The following is a 14816-nucleotide window of genomic DNA, read 5'->3' as shown; positions in this document are numbered from 1 at the left end:
TCCTGCTAGGGACGCGCGGGGACGGGCGTCAAGACCATGCCCCAGAGTGCGGTTTCACCCGAACCCTCCCCGGACAAAACAAATTGAGGTTTGGCTTCGTGCTGCAGATTCAGCGCAGCGGCGGCGATGGCCAGCCACGGCGCGGCAGGTCCGGCGTGGCCCAGCAACGCGTCGAGATCGATCAGCTCCGGTTTAACGTCCGCCGTCGGCAGGGCCGCTGGGATCTGTGCAGCAATTGTGGCGTTGCGCGCCCCATCGACACCTGCGCGCCAGACCTGACCGACCTGCTCGGGCTGCAGCGGCACCCAGTCCAGCGCTTGACGCATTGCCCGGATCAATGAGGTGTCGTCTTGCTCGCGTTCCCGTTCAGGACGGTGAAGGCAGGCAAGCGTCGTCACACCGCTATGGTTCGTGGGGTTTGCAAGCAGCAGCCCGACGGCGGCCTCAGCCGTTGCATCGGCGTTCGAGGGGGCGATCTGCAGCGCGATGACCATCAGTGGGCTCTGGTCCGCAGCGCGTTGGTCGAGCCATTGGTCGACAGCGACCATGCCTGTTTCGGCAACGGGCACTGGGGCGTGCCGGATGCCTGACTGTTGCCACGCCTGTTTCCAGATGTCTTGAAGCGTTTCCTCGGGTACACTGGTCTCAACCGTAAGCAGCAACGCAATCGGGCTGTCTTGTGGGAATTGCGCCAATGCAGGTGCCAGATCACCGAGCACTCTGCGCAAGGCCCCATCCAGCACATCCTCAGCCGCTTCGGCTACATCCCCGGGCAAGCGACTGTGACGTGCCACACCGCCAAGTCTTGTTACCTGGGATTTGATGGCGGGTTCGTCCCCGAGCATCAGATCGAGCAGAGGGTGTGTATCCGAGTCCGGCGCTCGCAACGCGGTGTGCAGGCTTGCGCCCAATACGTCAAGCGAGCGGCGACCACAGCTGATCCGCTGAGCCAGGTCCTCTTCCCGCACCTCATCCCAGCCGTCGGCCGAGCGCTGTTGGCCGGCGAAGATCATCGCCCTTAACCCGGCAACGGCAGCCCAGATCATGGCCGACAAAGACACCGCCGGCCCCAGGATGATTGGCCGGCCCTCCTCCGCTGCCGGGATCAGCAGCGCCTGCGCGACCAGGCCTGCCATGACCAGCAAGACGAGTGCGCCAATCCACAGCCACACCCGGGGCCGACCGGGTCGCTGAGCAACGGGCGGCACTTGATCCAGTCTGACCGGCATGACTAACGTGCGCTCGCTTGTGGCATGGACGAAATCAACAGGCATCCGCATGCGCAGCGATGGCCGTGAAAGGCAACCGGAATACCGTTGTCATTGAAGGCGGCGTGCCCTTCGGCCACGAACGTCGGGCCATGCCCGGGCAGCGGACAAAAGACAGGATCGTTCAGCCGGGCGACGCCAATGCCGCCGAATTTCATGACCCCGGAACCCGAAAGCACCTGGCCGCCTCCGGTGTGTGTGTCGCCTATGCGGATGATGTTTTTCATGATGTTTGTCTCTTGATGGCAGAAATAAAAGTTGATCGAATCCACCCAACTTCATAGAGGTCGGGGACGTAACAGTGCTTTGCACAAAAAAGTGCATTGCAGGAAAAGCCCTTCAGAACGTGCGTTTGGTAGTCCTTCAGGAGTTTTTAGATGCCTCTGAAAACTGCCTATGGGTAGCGCTTGCTCGTGCGCCCGCACCCAGGTTTTATTTGGATTTACGGCATCTATTGACGGCCATTTTTGTCAGTTTGGCTTCTGTTAACCGATCTAATAAAAACGGATCATGAGAGCGGATGACATCTAGATATACCGGCTTATCCGGCTGAGGCTTGTTAAATACCAAAAAGGCCAGCTTTTGTTTGAAGTAATAACAGCCCGACGACGTTTTCACGTATTTCTCGGGCTTTGCATTCGACAGATCATCCATGGAGGCATATCGATCGTATACCTCAACCTTGCCAATTTTTCCCAGGAGAAAGTCTCCGCTAGTTTTATTGCTGATCATTGGCCATGTGTCGAATGCGTAGACTGAATGCATCCAAGTATTAGCGAGCTCCTGTGCAATGCTCTGAGAGTCTTCGTCGATCTTTGCATTGAGACCGCACATCCCCGCAAGCACTCCAGCGCCATTTCTCGAGTTTCTGCCATCGGCATACGCGCAATCGATATACGCACCGCGCGCATCTGCTTTTAAAGTGTAGTAATAACTGTCTCTTCCGAAAGCGAACAGCGCGGGCGCATTATTGATGAGCTTTACGCCTGTCGATAAGCCATATCGATCGCCGACAATATTGGGATATTGAAACTCCTGACCGCTAACATGTGCTGTCAGGGTTCCATCTTTGTCGTTGGAAGAAATTGAAAAGGCTGCGTTCACCCCGGTTGCCATCGACAGGCACATAAGCCCCAGTAACACCTTCACGATTTTCATAGCGATTTCTCCGGACAGCCTTCGTGACTGCTTTAATTTTCTTTTTAAAAGGTCCCGTGCATCGGGATCAATTAGTTGCTAGCCGCAACTGTCTTTATTTGCACGCGTCAATGCCTGAGTGCCGTTCCTGTTAACGGCACTTTCTGACGGCCATTTTTTTTAATGTGGCTTCTGTTAACCGATCTAACAAAAACGGATCATGAGAGCGGATGACATCTAGATATACAGGATTATCCGGCCGAGGCTTGTTAAACACTAGGAAGGCCAGCTTTTGTTTGAAGTAATAACAGCCCGACGACGTTTTCACGTATTTCTCGGGCGTTGCATTCAACAGATCATCCATGGAGGCATATCGATCGTATACCTCAACCTTGCCAATTTTTCCCAGAAGAAAGTCTCCGCTGGTTTTATTGCTGATCATTGGCCATGTGTCGAATCCGTAGACAGAGTCTTGCCAGTCGTTTGAGTAGTTTTGAGCGATGACCTGAAAGTCTTCGATAATTCTCTCATCGAGCCCGCACATACCAGCAAGCACTCTGGCCCCATTTGTGGAATTTCTGGCATCGGCATACCCACAGTCAATATGCACACCCCCTGCATGCGTTTTTAAAGTGTAGTAATAGCTATCTCTACCCAAAACGTAGAGCGCGGGCGCATTATTGATCAGCCCGTCCGTCGTCCAGAGACCATCTTGGTCACCAATAATATCCGGGTACTTAAATTCATGACCATCCACACGCGCTGTTAAGGTCGTATTATCGGCACTAGATGATAAGGAAAAATCCGCGCTTAGCCCAGTAGACATTGACAAACACATGAACATCAGTGTTGCGCGCTCAATTTTCATAATAGCTTTCCCGACAGTCTTGATGACTGCTGTAGTATTTTTTCAAAGCGCTCTGCGTAGGAAGCAATCAACGCTGCTTTATCCATCTTATTAATAATTTGCCTAGCATATAAATAGTCGCGCGTATCACCTTTGAAATAATAAGAGAGTTTCCTCCCTGTAAAAAGCCCTTTGGTCATACCAATGATCATAATAGGCACTGAATGCTCGAATTTAGCCGCCGCATCCGGATCAGCGACATAATCGATGCCTCGCAAATCAGAAAACTCTCGATAATTAGTCTTCCATGTTAGATGCACACAACCGCGCCCTCGATATTTAAACCCATCGCCCTTACTGGTATTTCCGTATTTCACAGCTTCCGCTCGCTGGCCTGGGTTAGGAGCAAGTACAGGGTCGTACTTATTAAAGTAAGAAAGCTCTCCAATCTCAGGTTTTTCGCTGAAAAACTCGCGTGACGGCCAGTGATAGGTTTCATGTCTGACCGTTGCCAACATATAAGCAACCTCGTACACGCTCGCGACGTCGGTCGATTCCTCGTAGTACTTGTTGATCGCCAAGACGGTCCTGCGCAGATTTTCTCTTGAGCCCGCCGTAAGCGCAGGCGTGCCCGGAGCGAAGCAAGTGTGTTCCGCGGCATACAACGTTAAAAATGCTTCGACATCTATTAGCCCACCTGTCTTCTCAAAACACCCGATCAGCCCCACCGGATGCAGATGATGGACTTTCCCATCTACAGGCAACCCAAGCCGCCCGGCCACCTCGGCCCACCAACTCATCGCCTTGATCCGCTCCTTCTCCGCCAACCAGTTCAGGTCAGGCGTCGAGCCGCCATGCCCCAGCAAATCGTCCAGCGCATCCCACTTGCCCGGGACGTGATGCCATTCGCTTTGGTAGCGAACAATCAGTTGGGAAATCGACTGCGCGTGGGCTGGCAATCTCAGTGCGGCTTGTATCTCGCTGCCGCTCAGTTTGCCGTCGCGGTTACGGTCAATGATGTCGAACAGACGCTTTTTGATCGGGCCTTGGTCGGCTTTGTCAGCCGCCGCGCCATGGCGGGTGACCTCGTCCTCGTTGAAACGCCCTGCTTCACGCATAAAAGAGGCGAGCATGCTCCGCGGCGAATCGTAGTCTGCCAAGGTCTCGTAACCCTCCCACGACCACGGACTCAGCCACGGCGTCACGCCCACTTCTTCACGCACCCAACCGTCGAGCAGGTTGTTGTCGGCGTCGTGCAGCAGCCCGTCCAGGCGATACCAGTTGCACGCTTTGCTGTCGCCACTGGCAGGCACCGCGATTTTTCGCTCGGCCGGCAAACCGTCGAGCAAACTTTTGGGAAGCAACAATTGCGCAGCGCTGAACGTGCCTGCCGCCTTCAACGTCGGCGGTTTTTTGCTGCTGAAGGTGCCCTGATGCGCGATTACGCGAGTGCCTTTGACGAGTTTCAGCCAGGTCCTGCTGCTGCCGGGCAGTTTGTCTGCCCAAACGCGGCTGAGGCCCAGGAACATTTTCACGTCGCCCGCGCTGAACACCTCCAGGTGCAGACGATTCTCCGGGTAATCGACGGCGCCTTCGTGATATTGGCCTATGTGCCCGATCAGTTCACCGGCCTTGATCGCAACCGGCTTATCCAGAACGACAACGCTGCCCCGCGCTTCCGGCTCGGCTGCGCCGCTCTGCAACGAAGCGAAGTGCACGTATTGATTGACCTGCTCCAGCTTGCGAAACCGGCCCGTACCGCTGACCGTCACCTCGGTGCCTGGATACAGCGTGCCGATCTCGTTGCCTTTGCGAACCATTGGCTGAGCACGGACGTTCAGGGGCGTCTCGGAAACGACCCGATGCTGCTCGCCCGCCATGGGTCGCAGGAAGTCGGCGCAGACATAACCTCGCACCGCACCGCTGGCGTCTTTCAGGTGATCGGGGCCGGGGGTGTTTTCAAGCTTGCGATAAGTGCCTTCGCCGCTGACCTGGACTTCCGCACCACGCGGCAGCCAGCCGATGATCGCGCCCTTGGTTGCCTTGTTGCGCACGTTCAGTCCGCGTTGCCCGGGGTAGTCCCCATGGATGTCGTTAACGTCGACGCGAACTTGAAGGGTCGATCCGGATTTCCAGAATCCTGGCCTGACGACAGCCGAGTCTTTTTCGTACGCCGCCCAATCCCGCAAATGCATGTAGAGGCTGTAGATAATCAGACTCGGCGGCGTGTCCGTGCTGCCTTTGATGGCAGGCGGCTGCAAGCGGTGCCGCACCAGCACGAAATTCCGCGAGAACGGCTTTGAAACGGGCTGTTTATTGACGACATACGTGGTGTCTGGCGACTGCTCATCAATGCGATAGGTCACCACTTCACCGTCCGCGATGCAGTGCACGCTCGACTGGTCCAGCGTGCCCGCCGTTCCCGCATCAAAATGCACACCGCCATGCCAGAGCCCGCTGCTGCCGAGGGGATAGCTGCCGCTCGCAGCATTTGCCAGGTGGGTCAGTTGTTGGAGAGCATCGCGTTTGTCGCGGAAGGGATGGCTCCAGTTTTGGACTGGTTGCAGTAGGTCGGCATCTCGCTGCGCGTCGGCAGATGAACGCGGCGGCAAGGTGTCCGGCGTTGGCAGTATCGGAGACTGGGTTTCTTCCAATCCGAAGGGCCGGGCAAACAGAGTATTCATAGCGTTATTCGCTCCTGCGATGACGGCGCGGTGCGCCCGTGAAGTCCATCCGCCCTTTTTCAGGCGCGCGACAGTAGACGGGCCTGGCGGGGAGCCGGGCCTTGCTCGTTAAGGATGTAAGCCGGAGCACTCGGTAAATTGCAGTTGGGGCTGAACAGCAAATTACTGGACGCGCTACGACATTGAGGTGCCCGCTGGCAAGTCTTGACCCTGCCGTTAGGTGGCGACGAAGGCCTGTTACGCCCATGGCCAAATTACCAACTGCCATAGGGAATACCGTGCTGGTCAATCCAGGCCTGTGCCGCTGGATTTGGTGCTCTGTAATACAGCCCCTTATTGTTCAGATAAGGGCCGCGAGGTTCGACCTCGGCCTGAAAGCGGCCTACCTCTTTGAAGCCCAGGCAAGATCCGCCAACCCAAACTTTAACAATCCCGCCGGCTGCCATGCCCAGAGTGATCATTTCTCGATAGTCGGTTTTCCACTTGTTATTCCACTGGCATAGGACACGCTCGGGTCGAACCATCTCATCACGGACCCATTGCGGTATTTGAATTTTGATCTTGTAAGCCTGGGGCTCCACCAGTGACTGCCAACGCAGGAATAGCTGGTCGGGCAGATCGACGTTATTTATAGGTTTCCCGCCCGACACCCCTTGGTGCCAGCCCTCCACTTTCCCGGTGTAACTGGCGACGCCGCCGTGAACTCGGAAGAATGCAAGTCCACGTTTGTCCAGCACATCAACGGTCTCAACCCAGACTTCCATGTGTTTTGGGGCGGCGAAACCTACGTACCAAGCCGGATACGGCAGCTTGGGGGTTGGGGGTAATCCTGGGCCGCTCGCGCAGGCGCTGAGGCTTAGTGACAGACCGGCTGCGCAAACCAGCCTTTTCAGGCGGAGAAGCAAGTCTGCAACTGAGCCGCTTGAGCCAAGCCGCGATTTCGCCTGCGGTTGCGTGCACTGGTAGTGCTCGGGCGCACTCATGGCTTGGTTACCAACTGCCATAGGGGATGCCGTGTTGGTCTATCCAGGCCTGTGCCTCTGGATTCGGGGCTCTGTAGTAAAGCCCTTTATCGTTCATATAAGGGCCACGAGGTTCAACTTGGGCCTGAAAGCGGCCCACTTCCTTGAAGCCCAGGCATGGCCCACCCACCCACACTTTCACGATCCCTCCGGGAGCCATTCCCAGAGCAACCGCGAAACGGTAACCCTCTATCCATTCTTTTGAGCCGCGGCAGTAGACCCGCTCTGGCCTAACCATTTCAGCGCGTACCCACTGAGGAATGTGAATTCTGAGCTTGTAAGCCTGCGGCTCAACGAGTGACTGCCAGCGCAGGAAGATTTGGTCAGGCAGATCTACGTTGTTTACGGGTTTTGACTTTCCCCCCCCTTGATGCCAGCCCTCGACCTTCCCTGTATAACTTGCGACGCCGCCGTGCACTCGGAAAAATGCAAGTCCACGCTGATCTAAAACATCTACGGTCTCCACCCACACTTCCATGTGCTCTGGCGCGGCCAACCCTATGTACCACGCCGGATACGGCAGTTTAGGACGCGGGGGGAGTCTGAGCTCACTCGCGCAGGCAGTAAGGCTCAGCAGCAAACCGACTACACAAATTAGCCGTCTCATTCTGGGTAACCTTCTTGCGGACGATTGAGATGTACGTTCCTACGATTCAGCGGTGCCGGCTTGCTAAGTAAGAAGGGGCCTCGTGGGGTCCAGTGCGCGGACAAGTGGATGTAACGCGCTCGTAGCAACGCTTCTTCCGCAGGTTCAAGTCGTACGAGCCGGTCTGTCATTACCCGCTGCAAAATTCGCTTGGCGATAGGCAGGAGTTCATCCGGTAACTTGAAGCGTTTATCCGTCTCGGTAATAACGTCGAACGGCACTCCATGACGCACACCCAGCTCGCGCATGACACGCAATGCAATCAGGCTCAGTTCGCCATGCACGGGGCGCTCAAGGATCACAGTTATCCAGTAGTCCTGCATGACCGACTCAACTTTGCCGCGAGGACTGGTTGCTGCAGGCCAGGCTTTCACGGCAACGTAGCCATCACGGGCCACGGCTGATTCGCGCAATACCTTGGCGTCCGCCTCTGCACGGCCCCATGCGGCATGGGATTCAACCTTTTGACCGGTCGGAACGCTGGCCTTGCCGGGCCGCGTCATCCACAACTTTTCTCGCGCTCGTGGGAGATAGCCCCCACCGACATCGGAGTGGGCTCCCGGCAGACCTATCTGGAGGTGCGTGTGGTGCACTTGATTAAGAGAAAAGTCGGCGCGGTACTCGTCGAGCGCCTGAAGCTGGATAACCTGCCGCGCGCAGTCGGGTGGCAGGTAGAGATTTACGCCTCGATTGACGTCATCGCCGGGACTGAAGTCGCCACGCATAGGCGTCGAGATCGCAGCCACCGTATCGAACAGGCCTATCAAGTTGATGCATACGTCTGCCGAAGAGTCAAAACCGTTTCTTAGGCCGAAGTTCCCGGCTTTGAGCACTTCGGCAAATATGCCGCACTGCGGCTTGAGGAATTCATTTGCACAATGACGCGCCGCCGCTGCTCCACGGCTGAATCCGAAAATATCGAATTCCACTTTTTGAATCAAAGTTCCCGAATTGATTTCTTCAAAAAAGCTGAGCTGGTCCTTGATGGATATTGGTGCCTGTTTGACGCGAGCCACTACCCCAGTTTCACCCTGTCCTAGGCCTTGACCAATCAGCCTGTCATCTTTGCCGCCACTGCGAGTACCGATGCCCTCCATGTATACAGATAAATAGGCGATGTTTTGGTCTGCCTTGAGCAGAGTGTTGCTGTTATCCGGATACAAGTCATACAAATACGCTACGTTACTCGGCGCATTCCCGTAACTGTTATCCGGAGCGCTGTTAAACGCACTCCCGTCAAACTCCTCAAACCCATACTGCTTGCACGTCGCCGCAATACTCTCCAGCTCTTCACGGCTGAAACTGTCCAAATCCGATTGTCGGCACTGTGCGGTCGCCGCCGCATTGCTCTGATTATTCCCGGTCCCGTCAAAGAACAACCCGATGCGCAGGGTGATGCCTTCAGTGATTTCCTCTTCCTCTTCTTCCTCCTCAAGTGGCTCGGGCTGTTTAACTGGCGCAGCATTTTTAATCATGCTCCGTTCGTAGTGAATGTTGCCGCCACTGAAGCTCGGCCAGAACTCGTGCAATTCCGGCGGTATATCCAACAACGGTGGCAAAGCAGGCAGTTCAACCTCCTGCGCGGCTTTCGGTCTGAAGTCGAAGTGCGCGGCTTTGATGAGATAGTCGCCGGCGGTGCCGGATTCAATACTGCATTGTTCGATCGCCACGTAACTTCCACCCGCGTTGAGGACGATCCGCTTCTTCGCCGTGATGTGAATTTCATCTTCGGTGCTGGTGATGTTTATGCCCCGGCGAGCGAGTAATTCCAGATTATTGTTCTGTGCCTGGACGCTCACCGGGCCTTCGTTGGAGATTAGCTTCAGGCCGACCTTGCGGACGAACAGGCTCAGGCCCTGGCCGATACCCATAAAGAGTTTCTTGACCACGCTGATGTCGGTGTGGCCGCCCGCGTTGAGCATCAGGTTGTCTTGCGCGGCCAGTTGCAGATGTTTGCCGCTGGTCAGGGCAATGCCGTCCGGAGCGCTGAGCAGCAGCACCGAGGATTTGAGCGCGTCCAGGTCCTGTTTCAGCAGATCGAGTTGCGCCTGCACGTCGGCGGGGTCGGCTTGACTGACTGCGGCGTCTGCCGAGATTGTTTCCAACTGATCGCCGGCACTTTGCAATCGACCGACCGCCGCGCTCATGTCGAGCTGTTTACCCTGCGCCTTGGTCTGTTCTTCCGCACTGATAAACACCCCACGCCCGGCCCGAATCGCGCCCCAGCCGTCCGTGCGCAACTCAAAGCCTTCACCGCGCTTATCCTTCTCGTTGTCGACCAGATGCCCAAGGTTTAGCTGGCTCTTGCCGCTGTGTTCGGTGCTGAGTTTGATGTGCTCTTTGCCGCGGTCGTCTTCCATGCGCAGCTTGTTGTTCGCCGGCGTGCGCAGGACATTGCGTTTGTAATCGCTGCGCAGCAGCGTCACATGGTCGGGATGGCGACTGTCATGAAGCGCGTGAGCGATATAGGGTCGATCCGGGTCGCCCTGCTCAAAGGCAACAGCCACCTCGGTCCCGCAGATCAACGGCAGATGCAGGCCGTGGGTATCGCCGGCATAGGGACGGGCAATGCGCAACCAAAGACTTTCTTCACCCAGCTTCCAGTTGTCGCGATCAAACAGAAAGCTGACCTTGTAACGACCTTCACTATCAATGTGGCTATACGGATCGTTGGCCAGCGAGCTGGCGACACGAGCCGGAACAGTGCCCGCTATCTCACGCTTGGCCAGCAACGGCGGCCGAAAACACACACTCTCCGAATACGGAATAGCCTCAAAACTCAGCTCGAAACTGCGATCCCGCGCCGCACGCAGCTTCAATCCTGTAACGACTGCTCCCGGCTCAAACGCCTGGGGCGCTCCACCGGAAATCGCCAGCACCTGCGCCAACCCCAACGAAGCGCTGCTGCTTATCCCACTCAGCCGCGTCTGACCATTCAGATACCGCTCATGCCGCAACCGCCCATAGAAAAACCCGCTTTCCCCTTCTAAATCCTCATCCTGATCCAGCTTGTCGCCAAGCACCTTGTACGGCTCGGCATAGTGATACGCCTCGCCATAAGTCGTGGAATCCCCCCGCGTCTGGTCCACATCCCCATCCAGCCACGCACTAGCATCCCTATGGTGATAAGCCCGAAAGTGAACGCTCTTCTCCACCACTTCATGACTGGCTTGCAGCCCCCAAACCCCATCCTGGCCACTGCTGCCCAACCCGGACTGCGGCCGAAACGGCAAGCTCACACGCGGCCGGACGTAATGCCGCTGATCATCATGAAACTCGACGACCGCAATCCCCAATCGCTCATCGTTAGTGAAGCGGTACCAGATCCCCACCTCAGCCAACAGCCGCGAAATAAACGCCAGATCACTCTCGCCGTACTGCATCACCTGCTCACGCGTCGGATACTCCCGCACCAGCGTGAACAGAAAATCCTGCCCCTCAAAATCATGCCGTGACCGCAAGATGCTCTCGACAATCTGCGGCACCGACTGATGCTGATAAATCCGAAACTGCCGCCCACGACCCAGCAAGGCCAAGCGCGGCTCAAGCGTCACTTCATAGCGCGCCTCGTCAGCGGAACCGGACAGCCGCTTAAACCCGGTAATCACCCCATGCAGCGTCCGCAGCGCCTGAACCTTAGGCACCGGCAGGCCAGGAATAGCCATCGGCAACGTGTGGGCCGCCGCATGCAGACTGAACTGCGCATCCTGCGCGAGCATCCGCTCGGCGCCGATGTCCCGATCAACCGAGGTAAATTCCACCCGGTAATGAAAGGGCTGACTCAGGCGTTCTTCACCCTCAAACGCCAGCACATCAAGCGCGACAGGCAGGTTAAGAACGGTCAGCTTGTGACGGCTATGGTCGAAAAACAACCCAATGGAATCGTTCATCATTCACCCTCCACCGAAGCCAGGGCTCCGACGAACTCAAGGGTGATGCCCTCCTCCGTGCAGTGCCCCAGCACCACGCCCCGCGTAGCCAATCGCGCGGCCTGGCGCTGCAGCAGTTGCTGACTCAGCACCGGCAAAATCTGCTGATTGAGCAAGCTGTCGATGTTCCGCGCGCCGCTGTCGGGGAGCAGGCAGGCCTCCACCAGCGCGTCATGCAGGCGCTCATCAATCCGGCACTCCAGCCCGTAATGCCGGCGCAACCGCTCCGCCACCTTGCCCAGCTTGAGCGCGACGATGCGTTTGAGCGCAGGCGCCTGCAGCGGCTGGTAAATCAGCGTCTGAAAACGCGCCAGCAACGCCGGCTGAAAGTGCTCGCGCAGCACCGGCCGCAGTTGCTCGTGCACTTCGCCGTCGAGGGCGTCGGGGTTCGCCAGCAGGTAGTCCTGCAGCAGGTCGCTCCCCAGGTTGGAAGTCATGACGATGACGGTGTTGCGGAAGTCGATTTCGCGCCCTTCGCCGTCGCGCATGAAGCCCCGATCGAAGACCTGATAAAACAGGTTGAGCACGTCGCGGTGGGCCTTTTCCACTTCATCCAGCAGCACGACGCTGTAGGGTCGCTGGCGCACCGCTTCGGTGAGCACCCCGCCCTGTCCGTAGCCGACGTAACCCGGCGGCGCGCCTTTTAGCTGGCTGACGGTGTGGGCTTCCTGGTACTCGGACAGGTTCAGGGTGATCAGCGATTTCTCGCCGCCAAACAGGGTGTCGGCCAGCGCCAGGGCGGTTTCGGTCTTGCCGATCCCGCTGCTGCCCACCAGCAAGAATACGCCTAGGGGGGAGTCTTCTTCAGTCAGTCCGGTTTTCGCAGCGCGCAGTCGTTGAGCCAGCGCCGTCAATGCGCGGTCCTGCCCGATGACGCGGGATGCCAACGACTGCTCCAGCGTCAGCAGGCTGGCCTGTTCGTCCTTGAGCAGGCTGCTCAGGGGCACGCCGGTCCAGTCGGCGATGACCTGGGCGACGCTGCGATCGTCGACGTCCAGCGACAACAGCGGTGCGTCGCCCTGAACCGCCTTGAGCCGGGCCTGTAGATCCGCGCAGATGTCGGCGTCGAAGACCTCACCATGGCGGGCCGCGAGCAAGGTCTGCGCGAGATCGAGTTCGTTGGCATGCTGGTCCTGCAGTCGCGCCAGCTCATCACTCAGGGATAACAGCTGCTCGGCGATGGCCGCCAGACGTTCATCGACGCTGCGTCCGTTGTTAATGCGCCGATCGTCTTGCAGCGCCTGACGTTCCTGCTCCAGCGCAGACTGCCGGGCCTTGCTCGCGATCAGCGCCTGGGGCTCGCAATCCAGGCTCATGCGCACCCGGGCGCTGGCGGTGTCGAGCAGGTCGACGGCTTTGTCCGGCAACTGCCGACCGGGCAGATAACGGCGCGACAGCACGACTGCAGCCTGTATCGCCGCGTCCTCGATGTGTACGCCGTGGTGGCTGGCGTAGCGGGCCTTCAACCCGCGCAGCATGATCATCGCCGTGGCGTCATCCGGCTCGTCGACCTTGACCGTCTGGAAGCGCCGCTCCAGCGCCGGATCGCGCTCGAAGTACTGCTTGTATTCGCTCCAGGTGGTTGCGGCGATGGTGCGCAGTTCACCTCGGGCCAGGGCGGGCTTGAGCAGATTGGAGGCATCGGCGCCTCCCGCCTGATTGCCCGCGCCGATCAGCGTGTGGGCTTCGTCGATGAACAGCAGCACCGGGTGCTCGGCCTGCTGCACGGCCTCGATCACGTCTTTGAGGCGCTGCTCGAATTCGCCCTTCACCCCGGCGCCGGCTTGCAACAGCCCGAGATCCAGTGTCCGGACGCCGACCGGTTTCAGGCTGGCCGGCACGTTGCCCTCGACGATGCGCAGGGCCAGCCCTTCGACCAGCGCGGTTTTGCCGACGCCCGGCTCGCCCACCAGAATCGGGTTGTTCTTGCGCCGACGGCTGAGGATGTCGATGACCTGACGAATCTCGTCGTCACGGCCCAGCACGGGGTCGATCTCGCCCTTGCGCGCTTTCTCGGTGATGTCCTGGGTAAATCTTGCCAGCACAGGGTTGTCCGCAGCAGTCATCACCGAACCCACAGGCACAGGATCGGGAACAAAATCCAACCCCTGCCCCGCCTGCGCACGCTCATCGGAATGCTCGTCCAAAAACGGCAGCAAATGGCGCAACTGCACCTCGCTCAAACTCAGCAACGGCCAGGCCTCTACGCACGCCATCAAGTCGGGGCTTTCGATCAGCGCGCCCAGCACGTGGGCCGAACGCAGTTGCTCGTTGTCCTCGTCCAGCGAGGCGCGCACCCAGGCGTTCTTGATCAGCCGCTGCAATTTGTCGCACAGCTGCGGCTTGGCCTGGACGCTGCGCGGCAGGCGATCGAGGTGGTCGAGCAAGCCGGTCCACAGCGCTTCGATGTCCCACTCGTAACGCCGGCCGATCAGCACCAGATCGCCGTCGCCCTGCCCCAGCAGTTTCAGCAGCCAGTGCTCGATGGTGATGTGGCCGTGGCCGCGGCTTTGGCAAAGCGTCGCGGCCGCACTCAGGGCCTGGGCGCAGAAAGGGTTGAGGCGGCGAAGCAAACGGGAGGAGCTCTGTGCCATGGGTCATCGTCCTTGAACGGAAGGAGTAAGGAGCGGCGACGACCGTTGGCCGGTCAACGCCTCGCTGTGTTGTCTGGGGACACGTGCCGTGCCGATGTGCTTGGCGCAGCGACCGCGAACGGACGCTCGACCCAGCACACCGCGGCCGGCAGACAGGCACATAAAAGCTGCCTGTCTGCCGGCCATGCAGCGTCAGGCGGTCTGGCGTTCGTTCCACGAATCGGAGTGGATGATGTTGCCGTCCTTGTAGGTCCAGGTGACCTTCTCGTAGCGCAGCTCGACCATCTCCAGGTGGTTGTGCTTCTCCTTGGCCGGGTCCTTGACGTCGTGCATTTTCGGCGCGACGCGGACCACCTTCACGTTCTCCAGCAGGGTGTTGAAGTACTCGACTTCCTGGCCGGCGTCGTCGATGCGGTACCACTTGAACTCGGCGCTTTTCAGGGTCTGGCCGGTGCCGACGGCCTTGTACAGGTACGGGCTGCTGGCATCGATTTCCTTGGTGAACAGGAACGGCGTGTGCACCCGGGCGCCGGTCAATTTGCCGGTGTTGTTGTCGGTGGGGATGTAGACGCTGTGGTCCTGGGCGACCACTTCGACGCTGCCTTCCCGGGACTGCACGTTGACCGAGCCTTTGATGTCAGCGCCGCCGTCATCTTTGAGCCAGAGGTAAACGGGAATTGCCATGTGAA

At 58.3% G+C, this 14816-nt stretch carries 10 protein-coding genes; all 10 read right to left on the bottom strand.

Annotated elements, in window-relative coordinates; all coding sequences use genetic code 11:
* Window positions 1-5 precede the first annotated feature (5 nt).
* Window positions 6-1229 carry a hypothetical protein gene (locus tag ACYASU_RS00600; protein WP_463581577.1) on the bottom strand — a complete coding sequence of 408 codons (1224 nt, stop codon included), beginning with the start codon at window positions 1227-1229 and terminating at the stop codon, window positions 6-8.
* A 2-nt stretch (window positions 1230-1231) separates the two neighbouring features.
* Window positions 1232-1495 (bottom strand): PAAR domain-containing protein, encoded by a 264-nt coding sequence (locus ACYASU_RS00595; protein ID WP_192172271.1) that lies wholly within the window; start codon window positions 1493-1495, stop codon window positions 1232-1234.
* A 205-nt stretch (window positions 1496-1700) separates the two neighbouring features.
* The gene (locus ACYASU_RS00590; RefSeq protein ID WP_463581576.1) at window positions 1701-2426 is read right to left on the bottom strand and encodes a hypothetical protein; all 726 of its coding nucleotides are present in this window, start codon (window positions 2424-2426) and stop codon (window positions 1701-1703) included.
* A 130-nt stretch (window positions 2427-2556) separates the two neighbouring features.
* Window positions 2557-3273 (bottom strand): hypothetical protein, encoded by a 717-nt coding sequence (locus tag ACYASU_RS00585; protein ID WP_463581575.1) that lies wholly within the window; start codon window positions 3271-3273, stop codon window positions 2557-2559.
* Entirely contained in the window at window positions 3270-5936 is a 2667-nt protein-coding gene (locus tag ACYASU_RS00580; protein ID WP_463581574.1) for a hypothetical protein, read from the bottom strand. Before ACYASU_RS00580 ends, ACYASU_RS00585 begins: the two co-directional genes overlap by 4 nt.
* 254 nt (window positions 5937-6190) lie before the next feature.
* Window positions 6191-6919, bottom strand: coding sequence for a DUF2931 family protein (locus ACYASU_RS00575; RefSeq protein ID WP_463581819.1), 729 nt, complete (start codon window positions 6917-6919; stop codon window positions 6191-6193).
* A 7-nt stretch (window positions 6920-6926) separates the two neighbouring features.
* Window positions 6927-7565 (bottom strand): DUF2931 family protein, encoded by a 639-nt coding sequence (locus tag ACYASU_RS00570; protein WP_463581573.1) that lies wholly within the window; start codon window positions 7563-7565, stop codon window positions 6927-6929.
* Window positions 7562-11494 carry a type VI secretion system tip protein VgrG gene (gene vgrG, locus ACYASU_RS00565; RefSeq protein ID WP_463581572.1) on the bottom strand — a complete coding sequence of 1311 codons (3933 nt, stop codon included), beginning with the start codon at window positions 11492-11494 and terminating at the stop codon, window positions 7562-7564. Before vgrG ends, ACYASU_RS00570 begins: the two co-directional genes overlap by 4 nt.
* Window positions 11494-14127 carry a type VI secretion system ATPase TssH gene (gene tssH, locus ACYASU_RS00560; RefSeq protein WP_463581571.1) on the bottom strand — a complete coding sequence of 878 codons (2634 nt, stop codon included), beginning with the start codon at window positions 14125-14127 and terminating at the stop codon, window positions 11494-11496. Before tssH ends, vgrG begins: the two co-directional genes overlap by 1 nt.
* 192 nt (window positions 14128-14319) lie before the next feature.
* Window positions 14320-14811 carry an Hcp family type VI secretion system effector gene (locus tag ACYASU_RS00555; RefSeq protein WP_065991578.1) on the bottom strand — a complete coding sequence of 164 codons (492 nt, stop codon included), beginning with the start codon at window positions 14809-14811 and terminating at the stop codon, window positions 14320-14322.
* Between the last annotated feature and the right edge of the window lie 5 nt (window positions 14812-14816).

The organism is Pseudomonas sp. HP_12, from assembly GCF_055283955.1.
Note: the sequence above shows the minus strand (reverse complement) of the source record. Positions and strands in the feature narration are given on the sequence as shown.

Coding starts and splice junctions, on each gene's coding strand:
- ACYASU_RS00585 (WP_463581575.1), bottom strand. CDS start 3,273: ATGAAAATTGAGCGCGCAACACTGATGTTCATGTGTTTGTCAATGTCT.
- ACYASU_RS00555 (WP_065991578.1), bottom strand. CDS start 14,811: ATGGCAATTCCCGTTTACCTCTGGCTCAAAGATGACGGCGGCGCTGAC.
- ACYASU_RS00575 (WP_463581819.1), bottom strand. CDS start 6,919: ATGAGTGCGCCCGAGCACTACCAGTGCACGCAACCGCAGGCGAAATCG.
- ACYASU_RS00595 (WP_192172271.1), bottom strand. CDS start 1,495: ATGAAAAACATCATCCGCATAGGCGACACACACACCGGAGGCGGCCAG.
- ACYASU_RS00600 (WP_463581577.1), bottom strand. CDS start 1,229: ATGCCGGTCAGACTGGATCAAGTGCCGCCCGTTGCTCAGCGACCCGGT.
- ACYASU_RS00570 (WP_463581573.1), bottom strand. CDS start 7,565: ATGAGACGGCTAATTTGTGTAGTCGGTTTGCTGCTGAGCCTTACTGCC.
- ACYASU_RS00580 (WP_463581574.1), bottom strand. CDS start 5,936: ATGAATACTCTGTTTGCCCGGCCCTTCGGATTGGAAGAAACCCAGTCT.
- vgrG (WP_463581572.1), bottom strand. CDS start 11,494: ATGAACGATTCCATTGGGTTGTTTTTCGACCATAGCCGTCACAAGCTG.
- tssH (WP_463581571.1), bottom strand. CDS start 14,127: ATGGCACAGAGCTCCTCCCGTTTGCTTCGCCGCCTCAACCCTTTCTGC.
- ACYASU_RS00590 (WP_463581576.1), bottom strand. CDS start 2,426: ATGAAAATCGTGAAGGTGTTACTGGGGCTTATGTGCCTGTCGATGGCA.